19 protein-coding genes are annotated in these 21,897 nt (G+C 72.7%); 14 read left to right on the top strand and 5 right to left on the bottom strand.

What is annotated here, in order from left to right; all coding sequences use genetic code 11:
* The first annotated feature begins 1 nt into the window (after nt 1).
* The 3 genes from BCF44_RS40275 to BCF44_RS40265 are packed head-to-tail and all read left to right on the top strand — an operon-like array spanning nt 2 to nt 3,530.
* Entirely contained in the window at nt 2–1,177 is a 1,176-nt protein-coding gene (locus BCF44_RS40275; protein ID WP_116179769.1) for a macrolide family glycosyltransferase, read from the top strand.
* Between the two features lie 2 nt (nt 1,178–1,179).
* Complete coding sequence (locus BCF44_RS40270) at nt 1,180–2,370, top strand: macrolide family glycosyltransferase (protein ID WP_116179768.1); 1,191 nt, start codon at nt 1,180–1,182, stop codon at nt 2,368–2,370.
* On the top strand, nt 2,364–3,530 hold the full coding sequence (locus tag BCF44_RS40265) for a cytochrome P450 family protein (protein ID WP_116179767.1): 1,167 nt from the start codon (nt 2,364–2,366) through the stop codon (nt 3,528–3,530). The genes BCF44_RS40270 and BCF44_RS40265 overlap by 7 nt, the downstream gene beginning before the upstream one ends.
* A 44-nt stretch (nt 3,531–3,574) precedes the next feature.
* Here the strand turns inward: BCF44_RS40265 and BCF44_RS40260 are convergent, their stop codons facing one another.
* Together BCF44_RS40260 and BCF44_RS56020 are read right to left on the bottom strand one after the other, a co-directional pair.
* Nucleotides 3,575–4,720 carry a class I SAM-dependent methyltransferase gene (locus BCF44_RS40260; RefSeq protein ID WP_116179766.1) on the bottom strand — a complete coding sequence of 382 codons (1,146 nt, stop codon included), beginning with the start codon at nt 4,718–4,720 and terminating at the stop codon, nt 3,575–3,577.
* Between the two features lie 157 nt (nt 4,721–4,877).
* Nucleotides 4,878–5,564, bottom strand: coding sequence for a LuxR C-terminal-related transcriptional regulator (locus BCF44_RS56020; RefSeq protein WP_170218003.1), 687 nt, complete (start codon nt 5,562–5,564; stop codon nt 4,878–4,880).
* A gap of 346 nt (nt 5,565–5,910) precedes the next feature.
* Here BCF44_RS56020 and BCF44_RS56015 point away from each other — a divergent pair, with 346 nt between their 5' ends.
* Both BCF44_RS56015 and BCF44_RS40250 read left to right on the top strand, forming a co-directional pair.
* Nucleotides 5,911–6,282 (top strand): winged helix-turn-helix transcriptional regulator, encoded by a 372-nt coding sequence (locus tag BCF44_RS56015; protein ID WP_170218002.1) that lies wholly within the window; start codon nt 5,911–5,913, stop codon nt 6,280–6,282.
* Nucleotides 6,283–6,318: 36 nt separating this feature from the next.
* Nucleotides 6,319–7,257, top strand: coding sequence for a ParB/RepB/Spo0J family partition protein (locus BCF44_RS40250; protein WP_170218001.1), 939 nt, complete (start codon nt 6,319–6,321; stop codon nt 7,255–7,257).
* Between the two features lie 5 nt (nt 7,258–7,262).
* Here BCF44_RS40250 and BCF44_RS40245 read toward each other — a convergent pair whose 3' ends face one another.
* Genes BCF44_RS40245 through BCF44_RS40235 form a run of 3 tightly spaced genes read right to left on the bottom strand, consistent with a single transcriptional unit; the run spans nt 7,263 to nt 10,116 of the window.
* Nucleotides 7,263–8,645 carry an aminotransferase class I/II-fold pyridoxal phosphate-dependent enzyme gene (locus BCF44_RS40245; protein ID WP_116179764.1) on the bottom strand — a complete coding sequence of 461 codons (1,383 nt, stop codon included), beginning with the start codon at nt 8,643–8,645 and terminating at the stop codon, nt 7,263–7,265.
* A gap of 2 nt (nt 8,646–8,647) precedes the next feature.
* On the bottom strand, nt 8,648–8,899 hold the full coding sequence (locus tag BCF44_RS58755) for a phosphopantetheine-binding protein (protein WP_116179763.1): 252 nt from the start codon (nt 8,897–8,899) through the stop codon (nt 8,648–8,650).
* 38 nt (nt 8,900–8,937) lie between these two features.
* Nucleotides 8,938–10,116, bottom strand: a complete 1,179-nt coding sequence (locus tag BCF44_RS40235; RefSeq protein WP_116179762.1) for an acyl-CoA dehydrogenase family protein — start codon at nt 10,114–10,116, stop codon at nt 8,938–8,940.
* 218 nt (nt 10,117–10,334) lie between these two features.
* Here BCF44_RS40235 and BCF44_RS40230 point away from each other — a divergent pair, with 218 nt between their 5' ends.
* From BCF44_RS40230 to BCF44_RS40190, 9 genes are all read left to right on the top strand, one after another.
* Nucleotides 10,335–11,636, top strand: coding sequence for a radical SAM family protein (locus BCF44_RS40230; protein WP_211353445.1), 1,302 nt, complete (start codon nt 10,335–10,337; stop codon nt 11,634–11,636).
* Nucleotide 11,637: 1 nt separating this feature from the next.
* Entirely contained in the window at nt 11,638–12,327 is a 690-nt protein-coding gene (locus BCF44_RS40225; RefSeq protein ID WP_116179761.1) for an adenylate kinase family protein, read from the top strand.
* Entirely contained in the window at nt 12,324–13,130 is an 807-nt protein-coding gene (locus BCF44_RS40220; RefSeq protein WP_147328812.1) for a hypothetical protein, read from the top strand. The genes BCF44_RS40225 and BCF44_RS40220 overlap by 4 nt, the downstream gene beginning before the upstream one ends.
* A complete protein-coding gene (locus tag BCF44_RS40215; protein ID WP_170218000.1) occupies nt 13,127–14,293 on the top strand; it encodes a nucleotidyltransferase family protein in 1,167 nt (388 codons plus the stop codon). The genes BCF44_RS40220 and BCF44_RS40215 overlap by 4 nt, the downstream gene beginning before the upstream one ends.
* Nucleotides 14,293–16,026 (top strand): ABC transporter ATP-binding protein, encoded by a 1,734-nt coding sequence (locus BCF44_RS40210; protein WP_116179758.1) that lies wholly within the window; start codon nt 14,293–14,295, stop codon nt 16,024–16,026. Before BCF44_RS40215 ends, BCF44_RS40210 begins: the two co-directional genes overlap by 1 nt.
* Nucleotides 16,023–17,906 carry an ABC transporter ATP-binding protein gene (locus tag BCF44_RS40205; protein ID WP_116179757.1) on the top strand — a complete coding sequence of 628 codons (1,884 nt, stop codon included), beginning with the start codon at nt 16,023–16,025 and terminating at the stop codon, nt 17,904–17,906. The genes BCF44_RS40210 and BCF44_RS40205 overlap by 4 nt, the downstream gene beginning before the upstream one ends.
* 30 nt (nt 17,907–17,936) lie before the next feature.
* Entirely contained in the window at nt 17,937–19,529 is a 1,593-nt protein-coding gene (locus BCF44_RS40200) for an amino acid adenylation domain-containing protein (protein ID WP_116179756.1), read from the top strand.
* 191 nt (nt 19,530–19,720) lie between these two features.
* Entirely contained in the window at nt 19,721–20,653 is a 933-nt protein-coding gene (locus tag BCF44_RS40195; protein WP_147328811.1) for a 3-oxoacyl-[acyl-carrier-protein] synthase III C-terminal domain-containing protein, read from the top strand.
* A complete protein-coding gene (locus BCF44_RS40190; protein ID WP_116179754.1) occupies nt 20,635–21,894 on the top strand; it encodes a condensation domain-containing protein in 1,260 nt (419 codons plus the stop codon). Before BCF44_RS40195 ends, BCF44_RS40190 begins: the two co-directional genes overlap by 19 nt.
* Nucleotides 21,895–21,897: the final 3 nt, after the last annotated feature.

The following is a 21,897-nucleotide window of genomic DNA, read 5'->3' as shown; positions in this document are numbered from 1 at the left end:
CATGGCGCACATCGCCTTTTTCGTCATCCCGTTCACCGGGCACGTCAACCCGACGCTCGCGGTGGCCGCCGAGCTGGTGGCCCGCGGCCATCGGGTCAGCTACACCACGAGCGAGGAGTTCGCCGACCGGGTCCGCCGCGCCGGCGCGGTCGCCGTGCCGTACCGGACGGTGCTGGGCAGCGAGCCGGCGACCGCCTTCGCCGACCGTACCTCGTTCACCGCCGACGATCTGGCCCGGCACCTGCGCTGGCAGCTGGCCGACGCGGTGGCCACGCTGCCGGCGTTCGCCGCGGCGTTCGACCGGGACCGGCCGGACGTGGTGGTGGCCGATCCCGCGTGCTGGGCGGGCGTGCTGCTGGCCCGACGCCTCCGGGTGCCGTTGCTGCGCAGCCAGCCGGTGTTCGCCGCCAACGAGCACTGGTCGCTCGCGGCCGGCCACGCCACCCCCGCCGGCCCGCATGCCGGGCTGGCCGCGTTGACCCGGGGCATCGCGCGGTTGCTCGACTGGTGCGGCGCGGGCATCGGTGTCGACGAGTTCCTCGGCGGCGAAGGCGATCTGACGCTGGTCTACGTGCCGAGGGCGTTTCAGTACGCCGGTGACACCTTCGACGACCGATTCCGGTTCGTCGGCCCGTGCGTCGGAAGCAGGGACGGGACCTGGCGGCCGCCCGGCGACCGCCGTCCGGTGGCGCTGGTCTCGCTCGGAACCGTCCACAACCGACAGTTGGCGACGTTCCGCCGTTGCCTGGAGGCGTTCGCCGACGGCCAGTGGCGGCTCGTGGTGGCGTTCGGCGGGCCGGTGCCGGATGAGCTCGCCGGCATCGCGCCGCACGCCGAGCTGCACTCCTATGTGCCGCAACGGGATGTGCTGCGCCATGCCGACGTGTTCGTCAACCACGGCGGCACCGGAACGGTGATGGAGGGGCTGGCCGCCGGCGTGCCGACGGTGGTCGTGCCGCAGATGGCCGAGCACCGAGCCACCGCGGACCGGGTGGTGGCGCTCGGCCTGGGCCGGCTGATCGCGCCGGACGAGCTGACGCCGCGCCTGCTGCGACGGGCCGTCGACGCGGTCGTGGCCGACGAGGCCGTGCACGCCGGATTGCGGTGGATGCGGCAGGAGATCCACGCGGCCGGAGGCGCCCGCGCCGCCGCCGACTTCGTCGAACAGGCGGCGTGACCATGGCGCACATCGCGTTCTTCGTGATTCCCTTCGCCGGACACGTCAACCCTTCGCTCGCGGTGGCCGCGGAGCTGGTCCGGCGCGGCCACCGGGTCAGCTACCCGATCACCGCCGAACTCGCCGACCGGGTCGCGGCCACCGGCGCGCTGCCGATCCCGTACGAGACCACGACCCGTTCCGCGGCCTTCACGGCCGACATGCGCGGCTACGCCCGCCGCGAGGCGTTCACGGCCGACGACTTCGTCCGGGTGCTGCGCAACACGCTGCGGGAGACGGTGGCGGTGTTGCCGCCGACCGCGCGAGCCTTCGCCGGCGACGAACCGGACCTGATCGTGCACGATCCGTCCGGGTGGACGGGAAAGCTGCTCGCGGAGCGCTGGCGCGTGCCCACCGTGCAGAGCATGCCCACGTTCGCCGCCAATGAGCACTGGTCGCTCGCGGCGGGCTACACCGCCGCCGGCGTCGCCGATCCGGCGGCCGTGTTGCGGGGACTAGGCGGGCTGATCGAGCGGCTGGGACTGCCGCTGACGGTCGAGGAGTTCCTCGCCGGAGACCCGGCCGAGCCGGCGTTGGTCTACCTGCCGCGGGCGTTCCAGTACGCGGGGGAGACCTTCGGCGACTCGGTGCACTTCGTCGGTCCGTGCCTCGGCGAGCGGTCGTTCCACGGCAGGTGGATGCCGCGGCACCCGGCCGAGCCGCTCGTGCTGGTGTCGCTGGGCACCTTCCACAACCGGCAGCCGCGGTTCTTCCGCAGCTGCATCGACGCGATGGCTGACCTGCCGTGGCGCGTCGTGATCGCCCACGGCGGCGGCGTCACGGCCGCCGAACTCGGCCCGCTGCCGGCGGCCGTCGAGGCGCACGCGTTCGTGCCACAGGCCGATGTCCTCGCCCACACCACGGTTTTCGTCAACCACGGCGGCATGGGCACGGTGATGGAGAGCCTGCATGCCGGGGTGCCGATGGTGGTCGTGCCGCAGATCGCCGAGCATCGGGCGACCGCCGACCGGATCGTCCAGCTCGGTCTCGGCGCGCGGCTGGACCGGGAGCGGGTGCGCGCCGAGACGGTCCGCCAGGCGGTCGAGTTCGTGGCCGCGCACACGTCCACGTCGGCCATGCGGGACGAGATCCGCCGCGCCGGCGGCGCGCCGGCCGCCGCCGACGTCATCGAGAAGGTGTTGGCGCAGTGCTGATCGACGACCGTGAGTTCCTCGCCGACCCGCATGCCGCGTACGCCCGGCTGCGCGAAACCGGGCCGGTGGTGCCGGTGCGCGATCCGAACGGCGTCGAGTACTGGCTGATCACCCGGTACGCCGAGGCGAAGGCGGCGCTGAGCGACCCCCGCCTGTCCAAGGATCCCCGCCGGGCGGCGTCCGGCCTTGCCGAGGGCGTCTTCCTGCCGATGGTCAACAGCGATCCGCCGGACCACACCCGGCTGCGCCGACTGGTGACCACGGCCTTCAGCGCCCGGCGGGTCGAGTCGCTGCGGCCGCGGATCGAGCAGATCGCCGACGGCCTGGTCGACGAGTTCCAGCACGGCGCCACCGTCGACCTGATCGACGCGTTCGCCTTTCCCCTGCCGGTGCTGGTGATCTGCGAGCTGCTGGGGGTGCCGCCGGCGCACCGGGCCGCGCTGCGCGGCTGGGCCGCCCGGGTGCTTCAGGTCGGCGACGGGGACAGTCCGCGGGCGCGGGCGCGGCGGCTGGCCGCCTACTTCACCAAGCTGGTCGCCGCCAAGCGACCGTTGGTGTCCGGCAGCGCCCACGCCCAGCCGGACCTGCTCAGCGCGTTGATCTGCGCCCGCGACGGCGAGCATCGCCTGTCCGAGGACGAGCTGGTCCAACTGTGCGTGCTGCTGCTGATCGCCGGCCACGAGACGACGACCAACCTCATCGGCAACGCGATGCTCGCGTTGCTGCGACATCCGGAGCAGCTGGCCGCGCTCCGCGCCGACCCGGGGCTGCTGCCGGCGGTGGTGGAGGAGGTGCTGCGCCACGACGGTCCGCTCGGCCGGGCCACGCTCCGCGTCGCCACCGAGGACATCACCATCGCGGGCACGCTTGTTCCGGCCGGCGCGGTGGTCAGCGTCGGTCTGGCGGCCGCCAACCGGGACGGCGACCGATTCACCGACGCCGACCGGCTCGACATCGGCCGGTCCGACGGCAAGCACCTGGCCTTCGGGCACGGCATCCACTTCTGCCTGGGGGCGCCGCTGGCCCGGCTGCAGGGCGCGGTCGCGATCGGCACGCTGCTGCGCCGCCTTCCCGGGCTGGCCCTCGACGACCGGGCCGCGCAGTGGCTGCCGACCGGTCTGGCCCGTGGCCTGATCACGCTGCCGGCGCGGCTCAACTGAGGAAGCCCCCTGCCACGGTGGCAAGGGGCTTCTCCGGGTCGGCGCTACCGCGGCACCCAGGGCGGGATGCCGCCCTCCGCGTTCAGCTTCTTCTCGATGAACGCGATGTTGTGGTAGACGTGGACACCGCCGACGTGCAGGTCGGAGTAGACCAGCTCGCGCTCCTGCCCGGGCGGCCGCTCCTCGTAGTGCAGGCTGTCCATCAGGTCCTTGAGCAGGGCGAGCGAGGTGCCCGCGGCAGACTGCGGGTCCGGGTCGCCGCCGTACCCCGGCTGGTACGAGGTCCAGAGGTCCTCGATGACGTAGAAGCCGCCTCGGCGCAGGTGCGCCAGCAGCACCCGGAACGAGGTGCGGACGTGCTCGTTGATGTGGCTGCCGTCATCGATGATCACGTCGAAGGGCCCGTGCCGTTCGGCGATCTCGGTCAGCGAGTCCGGGTCGCTCTGGTCGCCCTGGATGGTCACGATGCGCTGCTCGTCCAGGTGTGACTTGTCGTAGATGTCCATCCCGAACACCAGGCCGCGGTGGAAGTAGTGCTTCCACATCTTCAGGGAGCCGCCGCCGAAGGCCGAGTTGTAGCCGCCGATGCCGATCTCCAGCACCCGCACCGGCTCGTCGCGCAGCCCGGCCAGATGGCGCTCGTAGTGCGGCGTGAACCAGTGCAGCAGCCCGTACTTGTCGGAGTGGTACCGGGTCGCCAGCTCGCCGAGGTCCGGCCGGCCCCGGGTGCACGCCGCGAGGATCGACTGGACCGCCTGGGTGGCCGCGCCGAGGTAGTTCATGCGCTGGTCGTCCGAGGTCAGCGCGGCGGCGGAGCCCGAGGGCAGCAGGGAGGTGGTGCGATAGCCGACGGAACGCTCCTCGCCCGGGCCGAACACCGCGCGGATCAGGTCGAGGGCCTCGTAGTCGATCCGCATCGCGACGAGCTGGTCCGCCGCCGCCACCGGCAGCAGCTCCCACGGCTTGCCGCCGACGGCCCGCAGCTGGCTGTCGACGCGCCGGCCCTCGTGGGCGATGGTCAGCTGAACCACGACGGGGTAGTGGTTGTGCGGGACGGCCGCGCGGAACAGCACCTCGTCGATCAGGATCCGGGCCACCTCGGCCAGGCCGAGCTCGGCGACGGTCGCGACCAGTTCGGCCTCGTGCAGCCCGGCGGCGTGGATGAGCCGGAGAACCTTGTTGTCGTCCATGGAATGTCAGTGCCCGGTCGTCGGAACCGTTGTGGGCATGGCTGTTTCCCCCGGATCTGGCGTTTTTTCGTGGACAGGCCGAAGAATGGCAGGGCGGCCGGCCCCGCGTCGTCGGGCCGCGGACTGATCTTCGGACTCAGCACCGGGACGGATGCCCTCAGGCGCCCCACGCCTTCACCAGGCCGCTCTCGTAGGCCAGGATGACCGCCTGGGTCCGGTCGCGGATGTTGAGCTTGCGACACATGTGATAGACGTGCGACTTCACGGTGGCTTCACTGAGCGACAGGTCGCGGGCGATGCGGTGGTTGGACTGGCCCTTGGCGATCAGCTGGAGCACCTCGATCTCCCGTCGCGTCAACTCGCTCAGCTCGCGGGAGCGCCCGACGAACGCGACCGGGAACCGGTGCACCAGCCGGCCGAGCAGCCCGATCGCGTCGGGCAGCGCGAGGACCGTCGAGCCGGACGCGACCGTCCGGATGGCCGGCGCCAGCTCGTGCGAGGCGGTCCGCTTCGCCAGCAGGCCGCGCACGCCCGCCTGCAACGCCTCCAGCAGCGTCTCCTGCCGACCGTCGTTGAGCAACAGCACGACGCCGGGTGGCGGGCCGTTCCCGGTGAGCGCACGGCCGACCACGATGCCGTTCACGTCGGGCGGCTCGTGCGTGACCACCACGATCTCCGGCTCGGTGCGCCGGGCCACGTCGATCGCCTCCGCCGTGGTGGCCGCCGTGCCGACGACGGTCAGGTGGGGGTCGCGGGCGACGATGGCCAGCAGGCCCTCGCGCATCACCGGCTGGGTGTCGCAGACCACGACCCGTGTTCGGTCTTCTTCTCTGAGCTGGTCCATAACAAACCTCGGAACGAAAGTGCCGGAAATCCGCATTGTCCAGAGTGGACGGTTGTGGCGGCGGCGCCGGGCGCCGCGCCCGTCGGTGCGTCGTCGCCGACTATGGCATTCGGGATGGACGGACGAAAAGTACGTACTTCCCGGTACCCGCGTACTTGCAGGTGCATACTGGCGCGCTCGGTGGTGGGCTGCCAGACTCCGGGCGCGGCGGCACGTGCCCATGGGACCGGTTGGGGGGGACAAGTCGTGGTTGGTTGTGCATGATGGTCTGGTCCATATCGTTGAGTCGACAGTGGACACGCACGGCGGTGCGGGTCCGGTAGGATGCTCAGTTCCGGGGGGAACGATGGAGACTTGTCGTAAGGCGTCGGAGGCGGTCCGCTTCACCGGCACGCCGACCGCGCAGGTGATCAACCTGCTGTCGACCAGGTGGGGCGTGCTCACGCTGGAGGCGGTGCTCGAGGGCGGCGCGCGGTTCAACGAACTGCAGCGGCGGCTGGCCGGCATCAGCCACAAGGTGCTCATCGACACGCTGCGCTCGCTCCAGCGGGACGGCTTCGTCCGGGGGCCGCTGACCGATCCGCGGCTGACCGAGTACCTGCTCACTCCGGTCGGCTGCGAGCTGATCGAGCTGATCGACGAGATCCGCTGCTGGTCGGAGGACCGCTGGGGCCAGCTGAGGCGGGCCCGCGACGAGTTCGACCGGGCCCGCGCCTGAGACGTCTATTTCGTGCGTCCAGGGGGGATGCGACAGATGACGGAGCACAGCGGCGCGGACGACACGGTGACGGTGGTGCCGATCGCCGAACTGCGGCCCGCGGACACGCCCCGGCTCACCGGCGAGAACGAACAACACGTTCGCACGCTCGCCGCACTAGGTGAGGCTTTGCCGCCCATTGTCGTGCATCGGGCCACGATGAAAGTGGTCGACGGCATGCACCGATTGCGTGCCGCGGAACTTCGGGGCGACGAGGAAATCGCCGTCCGGTTCTTCGATGACAGCCCGGAAATGGCTTTCCTGCACGCGGTGCAGGCGAATGTCTCACACGGCCTTCCGCTGTCCTCGGCGGAGCGGCAGGCCGCCGCGGCGCGCATCGTCGCGTCGCATCCGCAGTGGTCGGACCGCGCTGTCGCCGCCGCGACCGGCCTGTGCGCGGCCACCGTGGCCGCGGTCCGGCGCTGTTCAACCGAACAGCCCCAGCAGTTGAACGTCCGGATCGGCCGCGACGGCCGGATCCGGCCGGTGAACAGCGCGGACGGCCGACGGCGGGCCGGTACGGTGCTCGCCGAACGCCCGGACACGCCGCTGCGCGAGGTGGCCCGGATCGCCGGCATCTCCGTCGGCACGGCCAAGGACGTGCGGGACCGCGTGCTGCGCGGCGACGATCCGGTGCCTGACCGGTTCCGCTCCGCCGTGCCGGCCGAGCCGCGACCGCCGGCCGCCGGCTCCGCCGAGGCGGAGCGGGCCCGGCTCGCCGAGGCGCTGCACACCGACCCCACGCTGCGCTTCAGCCAGGCCGGCCGGCTGCTGTTGCGGCTGGTCAGCGCCCATGCGCTCGGCTGTGCCGAGTGGGAGGGCATCGTGCGCGCCGCGCCGCGGCACTGCCTGCCGGCGATGGCGCGGCTGGCCCGCGGCTACGCGGACACCTGGCAGCAGCTCGCGGCCGCCTTCGAACGGCGCGTCGGCGGCTGAGCCCGCTATCCCTTCAGCACGAAGACGTCTATGCCGTCCCGGCGCAGGTCCTCGACGTGCCGCCGGTGCGCGGCGGTCCACAGCTCGCCGGGCACGGCCACCGGCACGCCCGGCGGGTACGCCACGATCGCCTGGGTCACCACCGACCCGGGCTCGGGAAACGGGCCGCCGGTCGGCGGCGCGGGCCGGTCGGCCAGGTCACGCAGCGCGTCGAGCAGGCGGCGGACCCGCACCCCGTCGACGCCGATGTGGAAGTTGAGCAGGAAGCCGTCGCGCACCACGCGGGCGACGTAGATCCGGTGCCGGTCGAACAGCGCGGCGCGGACCTGCTCGCCGGTCATCTCCAACCGGGACACGTCGACCATCAGTTTGGTCGGGTCCGCCACCAGCGCCGGGCCGACCGGCGGCGGGACCGCCGCGAAGGCGGCCTTGAGCGCGGGATCGTCGGCCAGGGCGCGCCGCACGCCGTCGGCCAGCTCGATGGCGCGGCGCACCAGCCGCTCGCCGTCGGCCTCGGCGTGCGCCCGGCACAGGTCCAGCGACGCCAGGATGGGGATGCTCGGCGACGTCGTGTGCCGGCCCCGAAGACACGCCCCGACCTGCTCCACGAATCCCGGATGGCCGACGACGTGCAGGTAGGAGCCCTGGCGGGCGGCGTTCATGGACTTGTGCGCCGACTGGGTCACCAGCATCCGGACCTCACCGGCCGACGCCCGGGCCGCCGCCAGACCACCGAGCGCGCGCAGCTCCGGGTGGAACGCGTTGATCGCCGACCACGCCTCGTCGACGAGGAACGTCCTGGTGGCGGGGCTCGCGGCCCGGCACATCCGCACCAGCGCCGGCACGTCGCACAGCACGCCGTCGTACGTGGAGGCGCCCACCACGACGGCGTCGTACGGCCGGCCGTCGGCCGCTGCGGCCGCTAACCGAGCGGCCAGCGCGTCGACGTCGAGCAGCGGGCCGGCCGGGGCGTGGTCGACCTGGGCGGCGGCGCGGGCCGCCGCGGCGTGCAGCGACTGGTGGGCCGTGCGGTCCAGCAGGATCCGCCGGCCCGGCGCGTCGATCGCGTCCATGGCGACCTGGTTGGCCGCCGTGGTGCCGCAGGTGAGGAAGTACGTGTGGTCGCTGCCGAAGGCGTCGGCGGCCAGCCGCTGTGCGCGGGCCAGCGGGCCGGTCGGCCGGAAGAACGAGTCCAGCCCCACTCCCGAGCAGGTCAGGTCGGCCAGGGGGAAGGACCCGAAGAGGTCGAGGTACTTGTCCCGCAGCGGACCGGGCGCCGCCTGCGACCACGGCAGCGCGTGGAAGGAGGCGACGTCCAGCTCGGGCCGGTCGCGTCCGCGCAGGCGCAGCACCGCGTCGGCGAACGGAGTGGCGGTGGACCCGGCCATCGTCAGGCCCGCGCCAGCAGGTCCGACGTGGCGGCCCACAGCGTCGCCGCGGTGTGGAAGGTCTCGGCCACCAGCAGCTCGTCCGGGATGGCGATGTCGAGGCTGTCCTCCAGCTCCATCACCAGGCTGACGGTGCCGAGCGAGTCCAGGCCCAGGTCGGACAGGGCCGCGTCGCCGGGCACCGGCCCCTCGGCCAGCGGCAGGTGGCGGGCCAGGATGTCCGCGAAGGCGGCCGGCCAGGGTGTCTCGGACAACGTGCGTTCCTTTCGTCGTCGGTACGGGACGCCGCGGCCTACAGCAGGCCGGCGGGGGCGAACGTGACGTCGCGGTCCAGCAGGGCCAGCGCGCCGGTCATCGTGGTCAGGCGGTCGTTGCCGTAGTTCAGCGCCGCCGACCGCAGATCCCGGAACACCCGCTCCACCGGGATCGGGGAGTCCCGCAGGTAGCCCTTGGCCAGGCCGGCGACCTGCATCAGGCCGTCCACCGCGCGGAAGGTCAGCTCCGAGGCGGCGACCTTGAGGTTGTTGAGGTGGATCTGGGTCGGCATGCCGGCCAGCGACGTGCCGGCCCGCCGGTGCGCGAGCACCTCGTCGCGCACCGAGGCCAGATAGGAGGCGACCAGCTCGACGTCGATCCGGGCCCGGGCCAGCCGGTCGGCGGTCAGGTCGGACACCTTCTCCGCGCCGCGGGCACGGACCATGCCCAGCACGTCGGACAGCACCCGGCGGGCCGCCCCCAGCCACACCGCCGACCAGCCCAGGTGCCCGGCCGGGATCATGCTCTCCACCGCGACGGCCCGGAACCCGCCGGGTTCGCCGACCACCTGGTGCGGCGGCACCGCGCCGCGCAGCCGCATGCCGGCGCTCGCGGTGCCTCGCATCCCCAGCGGGTCCCACTCGCCGGTGGTTTCCAGCGTCAGCTGGTCGCGCTCGGCGTAGCAGAGGGTGACCCGGTGGTCGTCGGCGTCCGGCGACTCCCGCATGGTGACGAGAAAGCCCTCGGCGTGGCCGCCGCCGGTGACGATCGGCGCCTGCCGGTCGATGCGCAGCTGGTCGCCGTCGCCGACCAGGGCGGCGTCGCCGCTGAGCAGGTGCCCGCCCTTGCCCGCCTCCGTCGTCACCGAGGCGAGGTACACCTCGCCGGCCGCGATCCGGGGCAGCAGGCCGGCGCGCAGCCGCTCGCCGCCGAACCGCACCACGCAGTCGACCTGCTGGCAGTGCATTGCCCAGATCAGCGCCGTGGACACGCACCGCGAGCCGAACAGGCCGGCGATCGCCACCAGGTCGCCGAGGTCGCCGCCGGATCCGCCGTGCTCCACCGGCACCAGCAGCCCCATCAGCCCGGCGGCGCGAAGCGCGTCGACCGCCTTGACCGGGAACTCCGCCGAGCGGTCGGTGTCCGCCGCCTGGTCCTCGAGCACCGGCAGCACGGCACGGGCCGCGTCGTAGGCGGAGGCCAGTTCTTCTTCCATTACGTCGATCCCCCCTCGGGCAATTGAGTGCACGTCACCGTATGCAGGCGTGACCACGGTGGCAACGACAACGTTGAACGCAATTGTGGGGATTCCGTTCAACTCGGCGTTCGAACGCCGCTTGACGATTTCGTTGGCCGTTGCTGAAATCTGTCGCCAGATGCCAGGGGGGCACGGATTCACCGCCGCGACGAAATGTTTTCGCCAAAGGGGGGCACATGCCGGAGTCGTTGTTCAAGCAGCGGACGGGTCGCGCCGCCGCGCCCGAGCTCGCCGAGCTCGACCGGCACCGCGACCTGATCATCGATGCGCTGCCCGGCTACGCCGAGCACGGGCCGACGCACGCGTCCACCTGCTACGTGTGGCCGTCGGCGGAGTGCCCGGTGGGCTGTGGGCACTGCAACTACGCCTCGCCGATGTCCACCGACCGGCTCAGCCGGTACAGCGTGGCCCGCGATCCCGCGCCGGTGCTGCGGCTGATGAACGGCATGGGCCTGTGGAAGGCGGTGCTGTCCGGCGGCGGCGAGCCCATGGTGGAGCCGGAGTTCTGCGAGCTGTTCGTGAACGAGATCGACTCGCCCGACCTGGCCGAGATCGAGCTCATCACCAGCGCCCACTTCGCGGCCACCCCGCAGGAGACCCGCGACCGCGTCCGACGGCTGGTGCGGGCGTGGCGGGACCGGGCGCCCGGCGCGGCGAAGGCGAGCTTCACCATCCGGATCAGCCTGGACTGGTTCCACGCGCAGCGCATCGGCGTCGAGCCGGCGGCCCGGGTCATCGAGCTGCTCGGCGAGGACGACCTGCGCGACGTCGGCTGCTACGTGCGGTCCGTGCTGCTGGACAACGACCCGACGACGCAGCGGCTGGCCGACGCGCTCGGCGGCCGGGTCGGCCCGATCCGGGACTACCAGCAGGAGATCGAGCTGCCGGACGGGCGGACGATCCTCGTCTACCACAAGAACCTCATCGTCGAGGGCCGCATGAACGACCGGAAGCTGTCCCGGCTGCCGGTCGCGCTGCCCACCCAGTCCCGGGCCGACGTGTTCGGCCGGCGCTTCCTCGACGGCCGAGGCAAGAGCGTGCCGGCGCGGACCTACAACGGGCCGACCGTCAAGCACCTGGACGGCCTCGCCTGCCTGGTCGACGACGACGGCAAGGCCCGCATCCTGGAGGGCAACGCGCCGAACCGGTGCGCCGACGTGCGCCGGACGGACGACTGGGCCGACGCCGTCCGGTTCCTGTACGCCGATCCGCTGACCGTGTTCCTGGTGGACAACGGCCCGCAGGACCTGGCCGAGCTGCTGTCCGACGCGTTTCCCGAGGCAGCCTCGCTCGCCGCTGACACCAACCAGCTCTACCACCTCACCGAACAGTTGTTGGGCCGGCCGGAGCGTCGGCTGTACGGCACACTGCGCGTGCTGGAGCTGCACGCCGCCGAGGGGCGGATCGAGGCCCCCGCCGAGCTGGTCGACCGCGGTTGGAAGCTGCTGGCCGACGCGGGTTTCGGCGGGGCGGCCTGACATGTCGCCGTCCGCGCCACCGGTCGTCGTCGCGGTCACCGGGCCGCCCGGCGCCGGCAAGTCCTCCGCGTTGATCGAACTCGGCCGCCGCGCACCCGTGCTGGCCCGCTTCGGCGTCCGCGACTACGGCCTGCACCTGGCCGCGGAGGGCGACCCGCTGGGGCTGGTCCTGCGCGAACCCCTGCTGCGCCAGGAGCTTCTCACCGACGAGCTCGTGCAGGAGGAGTTCCTGCATTTCCTGGACCGGGCGCCGGCGCGGGCGGAGGTGGTCGCGGTGGAGGGCTACCCCCGGGACGAGCGGCAGTGCGACGGGCTTCTGGCGGCCGTCGCGTCGCGGGGCGCGCGGGTCGGCGGATACGTGATCGTGGACATTCCGGATGACCTCGCGCGGCAACGGGTGCGAGGCCGGCGCATCTGCGTTCGCTGCGGCGCTCCGACCGATGCCATGATGGCGGTGCGGTGCGGTGCCTGCGGGGGAGCTCTCGCCAGGCGGCGGGACGACGCGGCCGGCACGCTGGACCGGCGACTGGCCGACTTCCGCCGGCTGAGCCGGGGTCCGCGCGACTACTTCGCCACGCGGGGGCTGCTGCGCGAGGTCGACGGGGCCCAGCCGGCCGAGCGGGTGCTGGCGGACCTCGCCGGCGTGCTCGGCATCGAGGTCGGCGCGGTCCTGGCGGGGCCGCGGCCATGAGGGGGAGGGGGAACGCCATCGAACTGGGGGCGACGCAGGCCACCGACATGATGGTGCTGCGACGGGAAGGGCTCGACCGGTGCGCGGTCGCGCCGCTGGCGGTCGACGGCCCGTTCGCCGACATGACGGTCCGGCTCGCGCCGGACGACGTGCCCGGCCGGGAACTGCCCCGGCTGGCGGCGGCGGTCGCGCGGCGGCTGTCCCGCCCGGACCACCGGGTCGGTCCGGGCGCGGTGCTCGTCACCGGGCTGGCGGCGCACTTCCGGCCGGCGGCCGCACGGGAGTTCCACGAGGACCTGTTCCGTGCCGTGTGGACGGAGTTCCGCGCCGGAATCCCCGGCGGTGACCGGGAATTCCGGATCAAGACCGGGACCGTGGCGGACGGCGCGATCCCCGAGGAGCTCTACGGCAGCCGCTGGAGCTTCAAGGACCTGCACGTCGACCGCGAAGTCCTGCTGTTCTCCCACCTGTACGGACCGGTCGCCGGGTTCGCCGGCGGCGAACTGCTGCTGGTCGACGTCCGCCCCTACCTGCGGGGCCGCGGGCTTGGCTTCGCCGACGCCTTCACGTGGTCCAGCGAGTCCACTGAGGGCAGCAAGCCGGTGCTGCGGCCCGAGCACTGCCGGTCGGCGGTGGCCGAGTGCGGCGTGGACGTGGGTCCGCTCGGGCCGGACGCGATCGTGTTCGTCAACAACATGCCGGACGCCGGGATCCTGCACGGGGTGCGGCCCGTCGAGGTGACCGACGCCGCCGCCTTCCGCCGTGAGTACCACCGATGCAGCGTGAAGGAGGTGTCGCCGTGATCGCGCGTACCGCGCTGCGCGGCCTGACGCCCGAGGCGGACCTGCTGGTCGCGCTGTCCCGGGCGCGGCTCAGCGCCGCCGAGCAGGACCGCGTGCACGACTTCCTCGCCGAGCGGGGCCGGTCGCTGGACTGGGGCCGGTTCCTCGAACTCGCCTGCGCGCACGGAGTGCTGCCGCTGGTCGGCCGCAACCTGGTCACGCAGCGGCTGGTGCACTCGGCGGAGGGCCGCACGCTCGCGCCGTACCGCTGGATCTACGCCTACGCCTACGAGGGCAACCGCCGCCGCAACCTCGCCCTGCGGGACGAGTACGGCAAGGTGCTGCGCGGCCTGAACGCCGCCGGTGTCGACTACGCCGTGCGCAAGGGGCCGGTGCTCACCGAGGGCGTCTATCCCGACCCCGGCGTCCGGCGGATGGGAGACCTGGACGTGCTGCTGGCGCCGGAGAGCCTGCCCCGGTTCGTGTCGGTGGTCGGCGACCTCGGCTACGAGCAGGGGCACCTGTCCCGCAACGCGGAGACGGTGGTTCCCTTCGACCGACGCACGCAGCTGGTGTGGAAGGTGAACCTGACCAACTCCACGCTGCCGTTCCTGAAGCCGGCGCAGCGCGACGACGTCGAGGTGTTCGTGCTGGACCCTTGTTTCAACCTGTTCCAGCCGCGCTCCGGGCGGTCGGTGGATCCGGCGGAACTGCTGGCGCGGTCCGCGCCCGCGACGCACTTCGGCGAGCCGAGCCGCATGCTGCACCGCGTGGACCAGGTCGTGGACATGTGCGTGCAGCTGCACGTGGAGGCGACCACCCTGATGTACATCGAGCTGGGCAAGGACCTCACCCTGCTCAAGTTCCTCGACCTGGCCGAGGTGATCCGGCAGTTGACGCAGGCCGAGGTCGACGAGCTGGCTGCCCGGGTGCGGGAACTCGACTGCGCCGACAGCGTGCACTACGCGTTGCACCACGCCGCCCATGTCTACCCCGATGATGTCGACGCCGGCCTGGTCGCCCGGTTCGACACCGGCGACCCGGCGCTGCTCGACCTGTACGGCGTGCTGGACGACCAGCCGCGACGCTGGGACCGCGACTTCGGCGAGCGCCTGTTCGACACCCGGCGCTGGGCGTCGCTCACCACGCACAGCACCGTGCCCGGACCGCGGGCGGTGGTGTGATGGAGCTGACCGCCCTCCTGCGAGGTCCCCTGCGCGGGCACCGCGGCCGCTTGGCGCTGCTGGTCGTGCTGCAATTGCTCCAGGCCTCCGCGCTGCTCTACCTGCCGACGCTGAACGCCGACATCATCAACAACGGTGTGCTCACCGGCGACACGGGCCACATCGTGCGCGTCGGCGCGGTGATGGTCGCCGTGACGGTGCTCCAGGTGGTGTGCCTGGCCGGCGCCGTGCGGTTGGGCGCCTACATCGCCCTGTCAGTGGGCCGCGACCTGCGCGAGCTGACTTTCACCCGAGTGCTGGACCTGTCCGCGACCGAACTGGCGCGGCTGGGCACGCCGTCGCTGATCACCCGCAGCGTCAACGACGTGCAGCAGATCCAGACGTTCCTGCTGACCGGTCTGACGATGCTGGTCGCGGCCCCGGTGATGGGCGTCGGCGGCGTGCTGCTCGCGCTGGGCCAGGACGTGCCGCTGGCCCTGCTGCTGCTGGTGATGGTGCCGCTGATCGGCGTGCTGATGCTGGCGATTGTCCGGCGGCTGCGACCGTTGCAACGGGTCGTTCAGCGGTGCGCGGACACCATGAACCGGGTGCTGCGCGAGCAGGTCGGCGGCGTGCGAGTGATCCGCGCCTTCAACCGTGACGGCTACGAGCGGCAGCGCTTCGCCGCCGTGAACGAGGAACTGACCGGGATCGGCGTGCGCAGCGGTCGGCTCAGCACCATGATGCTTCCGCTGGCGGCCACCGTGACCAACCTGTTCTGCGTGCCGGTGGTGTGGCTCGGGGCGTACCGGGTGGATGCCGGCCAGATGCAGATCGGCGCGCTCACCGCGTTCCTCGGCTACCTGTCGCTGATCCTGGTCGGCATCATCTCCGCCACCTTCGCGCTGATGTCGCTGCCCCGCGCCGAGGCGTCGGCCGAGCGGGTCGCCGAGGTGCTGCGTACCCGCACCTCCCTGACGCCGCCGGCCGAACCCGTCACAGTGCTGCCCCGACCGGGGCACCTCGAGCTGCGGGACGTCGAGTACCGGCTGCCCGGCGCCGAGGAGCCCATGCTGCGCGGGGTGGACCTGGTGGCCCGTCCGGGCGAGACGACCGCGGTGGTCGGCTCCACCGGCAGCGGCAAGAGCACCCTGCTCGCGCTGGTCGCCCGGCTCGCCGACGTGGCCGCGGGCCAGGTGCTGGTGGGCGGGGTGGACGTCCGGGAGCTCGACCGGTCGGCACTGTCCCGGGCGGTCGCCCTGGTGCCGCAGCAGGCGTGGCTGTTCGCCGGCACCGTCGCGTCCAACCTGCGTTTCGGCCGGCCGGACGCCGCCGACGCCGAACTGTGGCGGGCCCTGGAGACGGCCCAGGCGCGGGACTTCGTCGAGGCCATGGACCGCGGCCTGGACAGCGAGGTCACGCAGGGCGGCGGCAACTTCTCCGGCGGCCAGCGCCAGCGGCTCGCCATCGCCCGCGCCCTGGTGGCGCGGCCCGGGATCTACCTGTTCGACGACTCCTTCTCGGCGCTGGACCACGCCACGGAGATGCGGCTGCGGGCGGCGCTCGCCACCGAGATCGCCGAGGCGACGGTGGTGACGGTGTCCCAGCGCGTGGCCGCCATCCGGCACGCGGAGCGCATCGTCGTGCTGGAGGCCGGTGTGGTCGCGGGCGTCGGAACACACGACGAACTGCTCGCCGACAACGCCGTCTACCGCGAGATCGTGCAGTCCCAGCTGACCGAGGAGCTGGCATGACGGCCACCACCGACACCGGCTTCGCCGTGACCGGCCGGCGCCTGCTCCGGCTGGTCCGCGTGCAGCGGGCGTTCGCCGCCATGCTGGCCCTCGGCCTGGCCAGCATCACGCTCAACATCATCAGCCCGATCCTGCTCGGCCGGGCCACCGACCTGGTGCTGGCCGGCGTGCTCGGCCACGGCACCACTCCCGGCGAGACGAAGGCCCAGGTGGTGGCGCGGCTGCGGGAGCAGGGCCACGACACCTTCGCCGCCATGGTCGGCGTCGTGGACTTCACGCCCGGCCAGGGCGTCGACATGGCCGCCGTCGCCGCCTCGCTGCTGGCCGCGCTGGTGGTCACCGCGGTCTCCGGGCTGTGCTGGATGCTCCAGGGCCGGCAAGCCACCAAGGCGATCCAGCACGCCGGGGCACGGCTGCGCGCCGAGGTCGAGGCGAAGCTGGGCCGGCTGCCGCTCACCCGGTTCGACACCACTCGGCGCGGCGACCTGCTCAGCCGGGCCACCAACGACGTCGACAACCTGATCGTCACGCTCCAGCAGACGATGAGCCAGCTGACCAACTCCGTGCTGCTGCTGGTCGCGCTGCTGGTGATGATGTTCTCCATCACGCCGCTGCTGGCCGTGATCGCGGTGCTCGTGGTGCCGGCGGCGGTGGCCGTGACGACCTTGCTCGGCAAGCGGGCGCAACCCGACTTCAACCGGCTGTGGGCCGCCGTCGGCGGGCTGACCGGCCAGGTCGAGGAGACCTACACCGGCCACGCGCTGGTGACCGCGCACGACCGCCGCGACCTGGCACTGGCCGAGTTCCGGGAGCGCAACGAGGCCGTGTTCCGTGCCGGCTACCGGGCGCAGTTCGTCAGCGGCGTCAGCCAGCCGTCGATGAACTTCGTGAACAACCTCGGCTACGTGGCGGTCGCGGTGGTCGGCTGCCTGCGGGTGCTGTCCGGCGGCCTGACCATCGGCGAGCTGCAGGCGTTCGTGCAGTACTCCCGCCAGCTCAGCGGCCCCCTCACCCAGGTGACCGGCCTGGCCGGCATCGTGCAGTCCGGGGTGGCGTCCGCGCGGCGGGTGTTCGAGCTGCTGGACTCGGCGGAGGAGACCGACGGAGAGACCGGTCGGCTGCCGAGCCCGGCGGCGGGCCTGGTGCGGTTCGAGTCGGTGCGCTTCCGCTACGACGAGGACACGCCGCTGATCGAGGGCCTGTCGCTGGACGTCCGGCCCGGTCGGACCGTCGCCATCGTCGGGCCCACCGGCGCCGGCAAGACCACCCTGGTGAACCTGCTGCTCAGGTTCTACGAGGTGAGCGGCGGCCGGATCACGGTGGACGGCATCGACATCGCCACGGTGCCGCGGGCAGACCTGCGGGCTCGGGTGGGCATGGTGCTGCAGGACTCCTGGCTGTTCGCCGGCACGATCGCGGACAACATCGGCTACGGTCGCGACGGCGCCGGCCGCGAGGAGATCGAGGCCGCGGCCCGGGCCGCGCACGCGGACCACTTCATCCGCACGCTGCCCGACGGTTACGACACCGTGCTGGGCGAGGACGGCGGCGGCGTGAGCGCCGGCGAGCGGCAGCTGATCACCATCGCCCGGGCGTTCCTGGCCGACTCGCCGATCCTCGTGCTGGACGAGGCGACCAGCGCTGTCGACAGCCGGACCGAGTTGCTGGTGCGGCGGGCCATGGAGCGGCTCAGTGCCGGCAGGACCTGCTTCGTCATCGCGCATCGGCTGTCCACCGTCCGTGACGCGGACACCATTGTGGTGATGCGCGGCGGCGCCATCGTCGAGAGCGGCACGCACGCCGCGCTGCTCGCGGCCGACGGCCCGTACGCGGAGCTCTACCGGGCCCAGTTCGCGCAACCCGTCACGGATGCCGGATAGGCACGTCACCACCAAGGGGGGAAGAACACGGTGGACACACCACTGGGACGGCTGCGGTTGCGGCCGGGAACGATCGAGGAAGCCGCCGGACAGGCGCTGCGCAACCCGAAGCCCCTTGCCGGCGGTGGTGTCTTCGCGCAGGTAAGTCGGATCGCCCCGTCCGCTGTGGCCATTGTGGACGGTGCGCGGACGGTGACGTACGGGCAGCTGTGTCGGCGGGTGGGTCAACTCCGGTCCGCGCTGCGCGACTGCGGCCCGGGCGACCTGGTCGGCGTGGCCGGCCCTCGCGGCGTGGACACGATCGCGACGCTGCTCGCCATCGAGTCGCTCGGCGCCGCCTACATGCCGGTGGATCTCGACTGGCCATCCGGCCGGCTGGCGGACATGCTGGACCGCACCAGGCCGCGGTGCGTCCTGGCGCCCGGCGCGCCCGACCTGCCCGTGCCGGTCGTCGCGCCGCCGGCCGAGGACGCGCCGTTGGCGCGGGGCGAGCCGCCGCGCACCGCGCCGCCGAACGAACCCCGTTACGTCATAACCACTTCCGGCAGTACCGGCCGGCCGAAGGGCGTGGTCGTCACGCAGACCGGTCTGCTGAACCATCTATGGTCCATTGTGGATGAACTCGGCCTCGGTCCGTCCGACGCGGTCGCCTTCTCCGCCGCGCCCGGATACGTCGTCTCGATCTGGCAGATGCTCGCCGCGTTGCTGGTGGGCGGGCGGGTAGTGGTGATATCCGAGGGTGACGCGGTGTTCGGCCGGCGCCTGGTCGCGGCGCTGTCCCGCGGCGGAGTGACGGTTGCGGAGCTCGTGCCGACCGCGTTGGGTTGGCTGGTGGAGGAGTTTCGCCGCCGCCCGGCGACGTCGGGGCTGCCCCGTCTGCGCTGCCTGATGTCCACCGGAGAGAAGTTGCCGGTGGGACTGGCGGCGGAGTTACTGACCGTCTATTCTGGAGTCGTCCTCGTAAATGCTTACGGGGCAACGGAATGCTCCGACGACGTGACGCTGCACCGGGTGTGCGCGGTCGACGTCGAGCGGGGGCGGATCCCGGCCGGGCGGCCGCTGCCCAACGTCTGTCTGTACCTGCTCGTCCGCGAGGACGGCGTCTGGCGCGCGGCCGCGCCGGGCGAGCCGGGAGAACTGTGGGTCGGCGGTGCCGGCGTCGCACTCGGTTACCGGGGTGAGCCGGAGCTGACCCGGTCGTCGTTCGTCGTGGACGAGTTCGACCCGGCCTCGCCGACCGGCCGGCTCTACCGCACCGGTGATCTCGCCGTGTTCGCCGACGGCCAGGCGCACTGCCTCGGCCGGGCGGACCGGCAGGTCAAGATCGCCGGGGTGCGGATCGAGCTGGACGAGGTCGAGGCCGCTGTGGCCGAGGCGCACGGGGTGGCCGGCTGCGCCGTGGTGACGCAGGGGGAGGAGGGCGACCTCCATCTCCGCGCCTACTACGCCGCGGACCCTTCGGTGTCGCCGACGGCCGTCCGCGCGGCCACCGAGCGGAACCTGCCGAAGGCGATGCTGCCCCGGCACTGGACCCGCTTGGATGCCTTGCCGCTCAACAACAGCGGCAAGGTCGACTACCGGCTGCTGCGGCAGCCCGAGACTGCCCGGACCGCCGTCGGCTGACGCGGCTCGGGGAGACACCGCAAGCGCAAGTGGGAAGGGGGGTGTGTTCGTCATGCAGTTCAAGACCGTTGCCGCCAAGAAGGCGGTTCGCGTGGGCAAGCGTCGTTCGCTGTGCCAGTGAGTTAGTTCCGGTGGTGCCGGTGCTGTCAGCGCCGGCACCACCATCGTCCCAACGACGAGCGGGAGACGCTGTGGCCACCGTGCACCTGTCCGGCCTCGACCACGAGCTCGGCACACGGACCCCGCTCGCGCAGGTCGACGAGCCGACGCTGCGCGAACAGCTGCAGGCCTTGCACGAGCAGGGGTTGCGGCACTGCCGGGTGGCCGATCGGCCGGTGGTCGAACTGGCCGCCGCCAGCGCGCGGCGCACCCTCGCCGCCGTGCCACCGGACACGGTGGACGCCGTGGTGTTCTGCTCCGACAACTCACCCGAGCCCAGCCCCACCGCCGAGATCTGGGACTTCCTCGACGCCGTCGGCCTGCCCCGGACGCCCGCCACCTTCGTCAGCGGCGCGGGCTGTGGAAACCTGGGCCCGGCGCTGAACGTCGCCCGCGGCATGGTGCTGACCGGCGACCGGTCCGCGGTGCTGGTGGTGACCGCCGACCGGGTTCGCGAGGGCACTCGGTACCTGGCCAACGGACAGACCGTGATGAGCGACGCCGCCGCCAGCTGCGTGGTCGGCGCCGAGGCGTTCGGCGCCGGCTTCGAGCTCCGGGCGATCGCCGACAGCTGCCGGGTGGACATCGGCACTGTCGCGGACCGGCCCATCTTGGTCGCGAGGGCGACGACGCAGGGGATCCGCTCCGCCGTCCGTGGCGTCACCGAGCGGCTCTCCTTGACCACCAACGACTTCCGTCACCTGGTCACCGGCAACTACGGCCGCTCGGCCCTGGATTTCCTGGCGACGTCAGCAGGCGTGCCGACGGACCGGGTGGCCGCGCCGCTGCTCGCCGACGCCGGGCACTGCTTCGCCGGCGACCCGCTCATCACCTTGTCGTCCCTTGTGGACACCGGACAGCTCGGCGGGGACGACCAGGCGCTGATGCTCACCGTGAGCCCGCGTTCCTGGTCCGCCATCGCCGTACGACACATCAGGGGGCAGACGTGGACACCGCACCGGTGACCTACGTGCAACAAGCCGACATGGACGGCGACAGCCGGGTCTGGCAGTCCTTCGACCTGCGCGGCGAGTTGGACGTCGAGGCGCTCGTGGCGGCGCTGGAGTCGGTGGTGACCCGGCACGACGCCCTGCGCCTGCGGTTGCTGCCGGGCGAGCCGCCGCGCCAGCACGCCGTGGACGAGTCCGCGCGGATCGAGCTCCAGCAGGTGGAATGCGACTCCGAGGCGGAGTTCCTGGACCACGTCGAGGCCCGGCTGGTCGAGGAGTTGGACACGCGCTGGGACCTGGCCGACGGGCCGCCGGCGCGATTCCTGCTGTGCCGCTTCACCCCCGAGCACCACGTGCTGTGCGCGGTGTTCGCCCGGTTCGCCGTGGACGGCCGCGGCCAGCGGCTGTTCGCCGCCGAGCTGTGGGCGGCCTACGCCGACCTCCGGGCCGGCGGCACACCGCCGACCGAGCCGGCGACCGGCTTCCTGGCGGCCGCGACCCGGTCCATGGCGTCGCTGGGCCGGCGCGCCGTCGCGAACGCCGCGTACTGGCGCAAGGCCCTGGCCCCGGATCCGGCGTTCGCCGCGCTCGGCGAGCTCCAGCGGCGATCGGGCGACTCCGTGGTCCGGGACTTCTTCCTCGCCGGCTCGGCGCGCCGGGCGCTCGCCCAGGACGCGGACCGGCTCCGCTGCACGGAGTTCGAGGTGCTGCTGGCCCGGATCGGCGACGCCGTGGCGGACGTGCTCGACCTGTCTCGCCTGATCATCTTGACCCTGAACGACTTCCGCACGGTCGACGACCGTGACGTGATCGGCTCCTTCGCCCGCGGCGTCCCGATCGTGCTGGACCGGGACGCGGTTGCCGGGATCAGCCCGCAGCAGGTGCAGCGCACGCTGCTCCGCGGCCGGGTGCACGGGTACGTGCCGCCGGACGCCATGGCCGACTGCCAACAGGAGCTGGCGCGCGCCCACGGGCTGTCGGTGCCCGGCACGATCTCCTTCTCCTACCTCGACCACACCGCCGTGGCCGCCGAGACGGCACGGGTGGCCGGGCTGGCGATCGGGCGCGGGCCCGGCGTGCCGGCCGGCTCGCTGGCCGCGCCGATGCTGGACGTGGTCGCCACCGGCCAGGAGGGCGGCATCCACCTCCGCACGGTGATCAACACCGGCATGTTCCCCACCGACCGGACGGTCGCCGCGCTGGCGGCCGCCCTCGACGCCCGAACCCTGGCCCCGGCCGGGCCGATCGGGGGCTGAGCC

Source organism: Kutzneria buriramensis, assembly GCF_003387475.1.
GTDB classification, from domain to species: domain Bacteria; phylum Actinomycetota; class Actinomycetes; order Mycobacteriales; family Pseudonocardiaceae; genus Kutzneria; species Kutzneria buriramensis.
This window is presented reverse-complemented; position numbering and strand designations above follow the sequence as displayed.